The following is an 11,836-nucleotide window of genomic DNA, read 5'->3' as shown; positions in this document are numbered from 1 at the left end:
TATAGTTACTTTTTGTTTTTTATTGTTCGTTTTGTATTATAAGCATTCTTTCTAATTTCTTTTACACCATCGTTAATACTTTTATCCAGAGCTTCATTTAGTGTTTTTATCTGTTCTTTTGTCATAATAAATGCTCCTTTAATTAAAGCTAATAATGTTTTTAGTTTATATTTAACAATGTTTTGCAAATGCTTGCCATTGCTTACCAATGCGTTCAGCACTAAATTGTGCGGCCTTTTTCAAAGCAGCTTGACTAAACTTAGCATGCAAATCCTGATTAGTAATAAGATTTTCCACGGCTTTAGCAGCTTTTTTCTTATCACCAGCCGGGATCAAATAACCATTGCTACCATTATCAATGATTTGATTAGGACCATAATTGACATCATATGCAACTGCTGGAATGCCATATGCTAATCCTTGTACTAGGGTCATACTTAAGCCTTCACCAAATGAAGTTTGTAATAATACTTGAGTATTAGCTAAGATGTTGTCCCTATCTTTACCAATTCTATAGTCAGTAAGCGTAACATTATTAGTTAATTTAGCTTTCTTAATTTGTTCATCTAATTCTTGTTTATAAGCTGGTGATTCAAAATAACCAACAACATTCATATGAACATCAGGAACTACTTTTTTAACATCTTCAGTAATTTTAATTAAGTGGTCAATATGCTTATCGTGAAAGACACGACCAAGATAAGTAATTTCGTGTCGATTCTTTTCATTAGTTGTTGCAGGAGCATGTTTATGCATAATTGCTGTGTCCGCAATGGCAATTACGTTAAGTTCAGGAAAGAATTTATTTAAATCTTGTTTTTGTTGACTGGTTGAAACAATAATCCCATTAAACTGATCACTAAATTGATTAAATAATGGGATTAAATTAGGATATAATTTTCCATTAGGTTTGTCTGCTAATTTTGGTTTAACAGTATGTTCATTGTGTAATACTTGATATCTAGCTTTAACATTGGGAACTTGTGCTACGACTGCAGTTAAAGTAGGGCGGTCATTAATTAAAACAGTGGAATTTTCATCAGAAATTTCACGTAAGAAAAAGTTAAATAAAGCATCTTCATTATCAAAGCGGAAATTGTGTCCCTTGTAATTAAGTAGCTTAAACATGGTAGGAAAATCATTATCTTTGTTCATGTGAGTAATTTCAATTACAGGGTTTCCTTGATAATCAAAAATAACTTCATGCCCAATTCTACCATCTGGATGTAAGTATTGTGTTTTTGATTTAAAGCCACGTGCGTCCCAAATATCTCGACTTGAAGTATTACCAAATTGGTCTAAATAATTGATTGAACCGATTTCACCAATAGTTCCAGGAAAAATATTCACTTCAGCAACAGTATTACCATGTCTTGTTATAACTGATTTATTATTATCAATTCCCACAATTTTATAGTGCTGTTTATCAATTACTTTGGAATATCTTAGCTTTTCATGATGATAGGGGATATCAATAACTTTTTGAAAGTAGTCATACATATTAAGTACATCATCATCTGAAAGATTGTAGTTTCTTATGACTTGGTGTAATCCTTGATTATAATTTCTAGTAATAATTTTGGATTTTAAATTCAATTTTTTAAAAATTTTTTGTCGATTCATAGCTGAAAATTCAGTTCCAGAGTTAAAGGTAAATATGTTTTCATTTATAAAATAATAGATGTTATTCATTCTTCACACTCCTTGATCCATTTGTTGAATGCCCTTAGTAATATCAGGACGATATAGTTTCACTTTATCTGGCCAAGATTTTTGTGCATGTTCTAAAAAGTTTTGCCAAGCACTCCAAACATTCTTTTCAGAGTAACGATTGGATAGTTCATAAGCTTGATTAGACATTTTTTGAAGTAATTTAGGATTGGCAAATAGTTTAGCAATCTTTTTACCTAAACTTTTGGCATCATTAGGTTTAACTAAATAACCATTTTTACCATCTTGAACTAGTTCATCTTGACCGTAATTAATGTTATATGATAGAACAACATCTCCATGAGATTGAGCTTCCATAACGGCTAAACTTAGCCCTTCACTAGTAGAAGTAACCCCATATATTTGTGAGTTTCTTTGAATGGATGGAACATCGCTGGTATAACTATGAATCTTTACAACATCCTCTAGTCCAGTTTCTTTTTCTGCTTTTTTTAACCTTTTTTGAGCAATATCATTATTAGAATGATCAATAAACCCGTATAAATCCAAAGTGATATTAGGGACTTTCTTTCGTGCATAATAGACAGCCCAGACTAATTGATCTAATTGCTTTTCTGGTGCAATTCTGGCAGTAGCAATTACACTTTTGTTTTTTCGTTTATTCATTGGAACTTGCTTTTCATTCAATGTTTTGTTGGAGACGATACTTACCGGAATGGTGTACATATCACATTGCGGTTGAAATCTGCGCTTAACATCACGTGTCTGTTTCTTAGATGGTACGATAATGCCATCATAACGGTTGGCATTGATTAATGTATATTCATAATTATTGTTCATAATTGATGTGTCTGGATTTTGAGGATCACCAGCATGTGAATTATGTAAATGTAATACATTATAGGAAGGTTTCCTCAAATGTGGAAGAAATTCCTCAACGTTTTCAGAACGATCCATAATAAATATATTTGGGTTTTCTAAAGAAAAATATTGATCATTAATATCATTGATAAAGGCTTCAACTAGTTCATAATAATTCAGATAACTTCTAACAGTTCCCTCATCAGATATGGTTTTGTAACCAGACCTAGTCAGCTTACCTTGGGCATTTAGTCTAAAATAATCTTCAACAACTGGTTTTCCATCAATGGAATACCAAACTTCAGTCGCAATTTTATTGTCGGGAGTGTACCATTGCACCATAGATTTAAAGCCTCGAATGTCATAAAAATCGACTCTATACAAATGCTCAAAGCCATCAAAGAGTTCAACTGAACTAACAAGCTTATCTTTAGAAATATTATCATCAAAATAGTTAATTCTGCCGACAATCTTTTCAGCTTGATAAACAATATAGCGATTTTTATCAGTTTGTTCTTTATATTCAAGCTTAATCATACCAAAATCAATATCTTTAGCCTGAATCTTTTTAGGTTTAATGTTTTGAGTATGTTGATAATAATCAAATAAGTTTAATATTTCATTGTCCTTAATATCATTTAGATTTAGCCAGTGGTGCAATAATGGGTTCCAACTTTGAAAGACAATTTTAAAGGGCTCATTATTATTTTTAAATAAAAGGGCTCTTTCTATCTCAGCATGTTCAATGCCAGAATTTTTTTCGTTAAAGTTTGCGTTCAAGAAAAAGTTCATATAAATTCTCCTTCATTAGATAATGCTTCCATTATAATATTAAATTTAAAATGAAAACAATTATATGAATTGCATTTAAAATTTTATATTATCTTTTTATAATCGATAAATTATATATCGCTAATTTATTTTTAATTTAATGAGCATAATATTTTAATTTTTCTCATTAAGGTGGTATGTTGTTCTAGAAGTTAAGTAATTATTCTATTTAAAGAAGGAATGATTTTATGATGTATAACAAAAATGAATTTCATAAAAGCAATGAGAAGAAGCTTTTACGCAAAGTCAAAAAGCAATGGGTAACCGTTTCTGTTTCCATGCTTGCTTTTGGTGGAGCAATGGCAGTTTCATTGTATGAAAGTCCATCTCATTTGATGGGGGTTCCTACTACAGTGGAAGCTCATGCTGATAGTACAGTCAATAAAAATGAACAGACTTCTGGTGCAGTTAAGGAAAATAATGATAATGCCCAATCAATTTCTAAAAATTTAAACTCTAATGGTAGTAGCAATTCACAAGCATCAAGTGATGCTAATACTACTTCTACTGCTAATACTAATGTAAGCAGTGCAACTAGTGGTTCAGATATTACAATTGATTATAATAATGCATCAAATGCTAATAGTGATGCTATCACTCAAAGTAGTGGTTATTCTTATGCATCAAATGCAAGTAATTCTAGTAGTAATGCATCCAATGGTGTAACTAGTGCTAGTAACAACTATAGTTCACTAAGTGGTGAATATAATACTGCAAGTCAAGCTAATGCTATTAATAATACCTTAGGTTCATATGGTAATAATAGCTATTCATCAGTATCTAATGCTTATGTGAAAATTAGTAGTGCATATAATGATGCTACTGCAAAAAGTTCAAGCATTCCTAACAACAGTCAAGCTGTTTCAAATGCAAATACTAAAGTGCAAAATAACTATAATTCAATGAAAGATCCAAGTGCTGGAAGTTCATCTAGTGACACTAATCATGGAGTTAAATATGCTAGTGATAAAACGTACTTAAATAGTGAAACTGATGGCTATAATTCATTGACATCTGCTTCGGGTGCTATTTCAGATGCATCTAATGCAATTTCAGCAGATTCAAGTGCTGCAAGTGCTGCATTTGAAGATATTACTAAATTTACACAAACATCCGCTTACACTGCATATAGTGCAGCTTCTAATGGATATAACGGAGTTGTAAATAGTCTATCTTCAGGTAGTGTTCCTTCAAGTAGTTCTTTTAATGGACTATCTGCATCAGGTAGTATAGATTCTGCTAGTTATGATAAATATTTAGCTGCTCAAGCTGCTCAAGATGCTGAAACTGGTAAATGGAACATAAATACTACTTCTTATACTCCTGATAGCGGAGCTGTATATGGTCAAGCATATTTAGGTGCTCAAAATGCTATGGATAATGGAAATAACAGTGCTCCAGCAGATTCTGCAACTACACATGGATTTGATTACGTTCAAAAAAATAGTATTGACCAAGGTACAAAGTTTGTTAATTCTCAAGATCAATTTGAAAATGCGATAACTTCAGCTGCTAGCTCTAATGTTAAAAACATTGTATTTACTAAGGATGTAACATTTAATCCTGGTTCAACAAAAAATACTATTAATAACTTTAATGGTGATTTAACTATTAATGGTCAAAACCATAATGTTGATTTTGGTGGTAATACTTATAATTTTGGTAATTACAATAGTAATGTAACTCTTATCAATTTTAATAGCTTAACTGATAATAATGCTAGTGGTGGTGCACCTATTCAAATTACTAGTGGTAGTGGAAATATTAACTATCAAGATCTTAATTACAACAGTAATAGTTTTACTTTGAATAATAATGGTCAAATATCTATTAATCAAAATGCAATATTAAACATAAGTACAACTAATAATGATAGAGCATTAACTAATAATGATGGGCATCTAAATATTAATGATGGTGGTAAGATTAATATTATAAATAATCATGATATTAATAATTCATTAATTTATATGACTAGAAATAGTATTCTTAATATTAATGGTGGTAATTTGACTGTTAATAATAATGGGAATATTAGTCCTGGAAATAATAATGGTGCTAATCTTATTGTTTTTGATCCTGGTTCAATTATTACTGTTAATAGTGGTAATTTTAACATTAAAAGTAAGGGTACTTTCGGTTCAAATAGATCATTAATAATATTAAATAATGATGGTGATAGTACAAAAAATCCAGCGCAGTTAAATATATCAAATAATGGTACATTTAATTTAAATGCTACTGGTCTTAATGGAATTACTTCAGGTTCTACAATGACTTATGTACCCAGTTTATCAATAAAAAATAAAGGTAACTTTATTATTACAACTGATAATTCTGGTTCTCCAACCTTATTAGGTGCTCCTGGAGCTACAATAAATATTGATAATCCTGGTACTAATGTAGTGATTGATAATGGAGGTAGTGGAGCTCCTTTACTTCAAGGTACATTAAATGCTAACTCTGTAGGTTATAAAATTGTATACAATGACGGAACGACAATACAAGGTAAGCCATCTTATAATGTACAGTATTCTGCAGGAAACACGGTTGATTCTCATAATAAAGATGGATCTGTTTCAACAGGACCAAGTTTGTCTAATGCTAGAAGTTTAACGTTAACAGCATCTCCTAACGCTGACTTTTATGATAAAGTTCAATTGCAAAAATCATCTACTGCTCCTGGTGGTTATAAAGTTACAGGTAATTTCCAATTATCTAATGTTGATCCATCTACTACTTATAAAGACATTGATATAGATGTAACTGTTGGTGGTCAAAAAGTATCACAAACAATACCTGTTAATAGTCCTATATCTGGTGAGATTGTACCATTTTCATTAGACTTACCTGTTACACCTAATGATAGTAGTAGAAATACAATACAAGTTAATGCAGGTTATGGTGTTTCTAGTCAAAGTCAAACAATTACTATAAATCCAAATGACTATATTGTAACTGATTCTGCTGGAATATCTAACAAAATTAATGGTAGTGCTTTTGGTAGTAAAGATTCCAATACTGCTTATAATGATGGATTAATAGCAGCTTTAAATGATAATAATAACGGTCCAACTAGTGATATAGATAAGGCCAATACAGATAGCTATAACAGTGGTTTTAAGTCTATGACCCCTGATATGAAAACTGGATACACTAATGCTAAAAATGCATTTGAGAAGCATAGTAGTGAACCATCATATGATTACACACATGATTCAAGTTATACTGGACTTAACGGTAATGCTCAATCAGCATATATGAACACTATTAATGGTTATACAGATGCTGCTACGAATAAACAAACTAATTCTGATAATAATTCACCAATTTATCAATCAGCTAATAATCAAGCAATTCAAGATAGAAATAACGGTCAAAGCCTTTATATTAGTGGTCAAAAGTTACAACAAGGTGCTAATTCAAGTGTTACCGGTGGTTATAAAGATGCTCAAGCTGGATATGAAGCAGCCTTATTAGGTGATGGTCATATGAGTGATTCAGATAAGAAATATTCAGCACAATATGATGCTGGATTAAATGCTGGGAACCAAGCTCAGGCTGGATATAGTAAAGCTCAAAATAATAACAATCCTATGAGTAATAATAATGATGATTTATCAACACTAGGTAATGATCAAGCTAAAAATGCATATAAAGGTTATGCAGATGCTATTCAAGCTGCAAAAGCTGGTAAAAATGCTACTATTTCTAAAACAAATGATGGTAGTGCTTCTGATAATGCCGATTATGTAAATGCATATAATGCTGAAATTAATAAGGCAGCTAAACAAAATTCTGATGGACAAAGTGCATTTTTAACTGGTAATAAGAATCCACAAGATTCTGCTGCTGAACAAGGAGTTTATAACAATGCTTACAATCAAACTCAAAATGGATTCCAAAATGCTTTAAATAATTCTGGTTATACATCTACTAATGTTAATGAACAAGCTGGAATTCGTTCAGCAAACAGTGATAATTCTAGGGAAGCATATAATCAAGCAATTGCAGATTATTATGCTGGTCCTTCGAATATAAAACCAAATTATCCAGATAATAATTCTGTATATCAAGCCACAATTAATGGGTTGAGAGGTACAACCCCTCGTCCTAATGATGCAACAACATCATTTTATGATGCTGCACAATCTCAATCTGCAGGACTTTCTGCTGCAAAAGCTGAAATTGGACAAATTGATTCTAAAGGTGCTAACGAAAATAGCATTAGTACTATAGATATTTCTAATGTACCTGCTGGTACTTCTAATCCAACTGCATATGTAACTGCATATAATGCGGCAGTTGATGGGTATAAAGATGGATTTACTAATAAGGATAATAATAAGCAGAATGATTCTAATAATCAGGTTGCTTTAAATGCATACAGTACAGCTAATGATTTAGGACAGGCTAAAGCCGGATCAAATGCATTCTTGAATTCAAAACCTCAAGACCCTACACGTAGTGATAATACAAATTATAGTAAGGGTTATACAGATGCTCAAGCTGGTTATTTAGCAGCATTGAACAATCCTGATGTTAATACTTTTGGTAAGTCACCTGAATATCAACAAGGTGCTACATCAGGAAAGAAATCTAATGCATCTGGTGCCTATAATCAAGCAAAAACAGATTATAACAGTGCTTATGCTAAGGATTCTCAAGATCCTTCATCAGTTTTAAAACATAAACCAAATACTGATGATTTTAATAGTCAAGACCCAGCATATCGAGATACCATTAATGCATTATTAGATGCTGGTAAAACACCTAGCACAAGTCCATCTAATCATGATCCTGTTTACACAAGTGTTAATAGTAGAGCAATTGCTGAACGTCAACAAGGAGCTCAAGCATTTGCTGATAATAATTTTGATAATACAAATTCTAATCCACTTTATAAACAAGGATATGCTGATGCTCAAGCTGGTTATCAAGCTGGATTGAATGGTAAAGTTGTCCCTAATGATCACAGCAATTTGTCATCTGAGTATACTGATGCTATTACAAAAGGTAATTCTGCAAATGCTGGATATAATGCAGCGGTTACTGATTTTAATGCTGGTAAAACTGCTTTCAAAACTGGTAATTCATCATACAATGCTACAATGGCAGGATTAATTGACGGACAATCTGGTAATTCTGACAAATATAATCATCAACCAGATGCTCAAAATAATCCAACATTATATAATTTAGCTAAGAATCAAAGTGTTGGATATAGTGAAGCCACTAAGCCTGGTTCTGCTCCATCTCTTGATGATAATAAGTCTAATCAAGCTGAAGTGAATGCATACTGGGGAGCTCAAGTAGGTGCTAACACCGATAAAGTTAATGGTGATAACAAAGTACCATCTGATGTTCAAACTGATTCAGCATCTTATCAAAAAGCTTTGAAACAAGCTCAAGATGAAGCTGCTCAAGGAGCAAAGCAATATCTAAATGATAAAGCAGATAATAAAGAATTGAAATCAACTAATGCTGGTAGCAGTTTATTAGCACAACAAGGTTATGAGAATCAACAAGCATATGATGCTGGTCTTGCAACTGAAAAAGGAAGCTCAGTACCATCACCATACAAAGATAATTCTGGCACTAATGCTTCTTATCAAAATGGTCAAAATGCAGCTGCATCTTATAACAAGGAAATTGATGGAACCAATGATGGTACTCCAGCTGCAAATGGTGCATCTCAAGGATTTGATGATGCTAAAACTGGTAATTATAATCCAAATGGAAATGCTAAGTATCCAACTAATCCATCCCAAGCATCCGAATATAATGCTGCATATGCTAAAGCATACGGGGATGCATCTCAAGCAGCTAAGTCAGGTGCTCAACAAGCAATTGCTGATAATTTTAGTGGTGCAAACCGTAAAACAAATTCACCATTAAGTCTTTCTGATAAAGCATTTAATAATGCTTATGATAACCAAGTTGCTTATGATAAAGGTGCTACTAATCAAAATGCATCTTATCCAGCAAGTTCATCTGAAGCTCAAGCTTATAATTCTGGTAAAGCTAGTCAACAGTTAATTGACACAGCTGGTACCGATGTAGCAAATGGAATTAATAAGATTCCTGATGATGCTACTACCCAAGCACAGAAAGATGCATATGCTGGTGCTCATGATGGTTACACTGCTGGAATTGCTGGTGACAATGCTGATAGTAATATTGGTAAATCTACAGCATATCAAATGGCATATAACCAAGCTTATGGGAATGCCCAAAGTGCTAGAAATAGAGGATCTCAAGCATTCTTTGATAATACCAAGAATGTGGACTTAAGTAATTCAGCAGCAATTGCTAATGTATCAAATCCTTATTCTCATGCAACTAATGTTGCTGATCAAGCTGCTAAAAATGCATTTGATGCACAAAAAGGTTATGCAACTGGATTAGTTTCTCAAGATGGACACAATCCTTATGATACAGGTGCTAATCCAAACTCAGTTGCATCTAATGCATTTAATGAAGCAAGACAAGCTAGTGCTGGTTATGCCGCAGCTCAAGGATTGACTGATCCAGATCCTAATGCAATTGTTGATTCAAACAGACATCCTATTTTGACTGGAAATACTCCTGCAGATCAAGCTGCTCGTGAAGCATACAAAGCAACTGCAAGTGCTTTCCAAGATGCTAAAGCTGGTAAGCGTACTAATAATAGTAACCAAAGTGCAGACTATCAAATGGCATATAACATGGCATACAATGCTAACCAAAATGCTATGACTAATGGGCAGAATGATGCTTTAGGCTTGAATGGTGCTGGTAAACAAGCAAGTGATTATACTCCAAATGGTTTAACATCAGCTCAAAAAGCACTTTATAACCAAGCTAAGAAAGATGCTAATTATGGTTATGATTCAGTAATGAATCCAGGTAATGATAATGCTAGTTCAACTGATAAGAGTTCTACAGCATATCAAGCCGCTGCTCAAGTAGCTAATAATCTAAAATCTGGAATCAATGCTGCTACAGGTGGTGCTAAGACAGCTCCAAATGCTGATTCACAAGCTGGATTTGATGCTGCTCAAGCTGCTATTAAGGATGCTACTCAAGCTGCCCAAGCTGGTAAGTATCAAAAGAATGGTAAGTTAGATCTTAGCCAAGTACCAGTGCCTTCTGATTACAGTAGTTCTGCAGCTCGCAAGGCTTACCTTGATGTATATCAAGGAACTTACGATGGTTACAATGCTGGTTTAAATGGTGGTAGTCAAAAACCAAATAATTCTAATATTGCATATCAAGCTGCTTACAATGCCGCATTTAAGCAAGGTCAAAATGATATTCCTGCACCTGCAAATAATGATAATAATTCATCAGTTGCTGCTGCTGGATCCAATGATTTGTTAAATAATGCTACCCCACAAACTAACTTTGATAATCCAGATCAAAAGGCTGCTTATCAAAAAGCATATACCGAGACTAAAGATGGATTGAACACAGCATTACAAAATGCTATGCAAAATCCTAATGGTTCTAAGTACTATGGAGCAGGTTACAATGCTGGTCAACAAGGCTTAACTGGAATTAGTGATGCTAAAACTGCAGTTAGTCCTAAAGCTAATGGTAGTTCAGCCTACTATGAAGGTTTCGATGGATACAAAGATGGTATTGATTTTGCAAAACGTCCTGGTAAGCTAAATGATAAAAGTGCATTATCAGGTAAAGGTATCATCTACTCATATGCCTTTAAGCAAGCAGTTCGTGCTGAAATTCGTCGTCAAAATAATGAAGGAATTAAAGCTGGACTAGCTGCTGCTAAAAGAGATAAATCAGCCAACTTACGTAATCGTTCAGCCGCTTATGTAAGAGCTTATAAGAAAGCATTTAGAAAAGAATTTACTCGTCATACACCAAGATATGTTTACAATATTAACGGTATGTACTTGCATAATTCTAATAAATTTAGTAAGTCCAGTCGTGTTAAGGGCTATGCTAAAGAACCTAGAGGTAAGGCTCATGTCTTTAAGGTATTAGGTGTAACCTTCTCCAAGAGTGGATTACCAAGATACCGTGTTGCTGGTGGTTATATTACTGCTAACGATAGTCATGTAGTCGATGCATATTACCGTCACAATGAAACTAAAGCACCTCAAAAGGTTCGTGTCATTAAACCTGAAGGTACTTTCATCTACAAGAGTAAGCAATTCAATACCAATACTTCAATTAAGAAAGTTAAGAAGAATGAAGTCATTCGTGTTGAAAAACTTGTAAAAGTTGGCGATATTACTAGATTCTATATCGGTAATGGTAAATATATTTCAAGTAACAAGACCATTGTTGAAAGAGTTCGTTAATTAATTCTTTCGCTAAATTCAAAAGAGATTCCCATTTATTTGGGAATCTCTTTTTTTGATTATTATAAGGTTTTTGTTATTAAAACAAATAGTTTTTATTTTTAATTAAATGATGATATTCTTTTATAAAATATGATTAATACTTCTATGTATATTTGAAGGTG

Annotated in this window: 3 protein-coding genes; 1 reads left to right on the top strand and 2 read right to left on the bottom strand. The window is 32.8% G+C overall.

Going from position 1 to position 11,836, the window contains the following annotated elements:
- Window positions 1-171: 171 nt before the first annotated feature.
- Together C7N44_RS07385 and C7N44_RS07380 are read right to left on the bottom strand one after the other, a co-directional pair.
- A complete protein-coding gene (locus tag C7N44_RS07385; protein ID WP_105957277.1) occupies window positions 172-1,692 on the bottom strand; it encodes a glycosyltransferase in 1,521 nt (506 codons plus the stop codon).
- 3 nt (window positions 1,693-1,695) lie between these two features.
- Window positions 1,696-3,324 (bottom strand): glycosyltransferase, encoded by a 1,629-nt coding sequence (locus C7N44_RS07380; RefSeq protein ID WP_105957276.1) that lies wholly within the window; start codon window positions 3,322-3,324, stop codon window positions 1,696-1,698.
- A gap of 227 nt (window positions 3,325-3,551) precedes the next feature.
- Here C7N44_RS07380 and C7N44_RS07375 point away from each other — a divergent pair, with 227 nt between their 5' ends.
- The gene (locus C7N44_RS07375) at window positions 3,552-11,672 is read left to right on the top strand and encodes a DUF5776 domain-containing protein (protein ID WP_105957275.1); all 8,121 of its coding nucleotides are present in this window, start codon (window positions 3,552-3,554) and stop codon (window positions 11,670-11,672) included.
- Window positions 11,673-11,836 lie beyond the last annotated feature (164 nt).

It is taken from the genome of Apilactobacillus quenuiae (assembly GCF_002994005.1).
Taxonomy (GTDB): Bacteria; Bacillota; Bacilli; order Lactobacillales; family Lactobacillaceae; genus Apilactobacillus; species Apilactobacillus quenuiae.
This window is presented reverse-complemented; position numbering and strand designations above follow the sequence as displayed.

What these genes read in the sequence shown, in the direction of transcription:
- C7N44_RS07385 (WP_105957277.1), bottom strand. Translation starts at nt 1,692, where the DNA reads ATGAATAACATCTATTATTTTATAAATGAAAACATATTTACCTTTAAC.
- C7N44_RS07380 (WP_105957276.1), bottom strand. Translation starts at nt 3,324, where the DNA reads ATGAACTTTTTCTTGAACGCAAACTTTAACGAAAAAAATTCTGGCATT.
- C7N44_RS07375 (WP_105957275.1), top strand. Translation starts at nt 3,552, where the DNA reads ATGATGTATAACAAAAATGAATTTCATAAAAGCAATGAGAAGAAGCTT.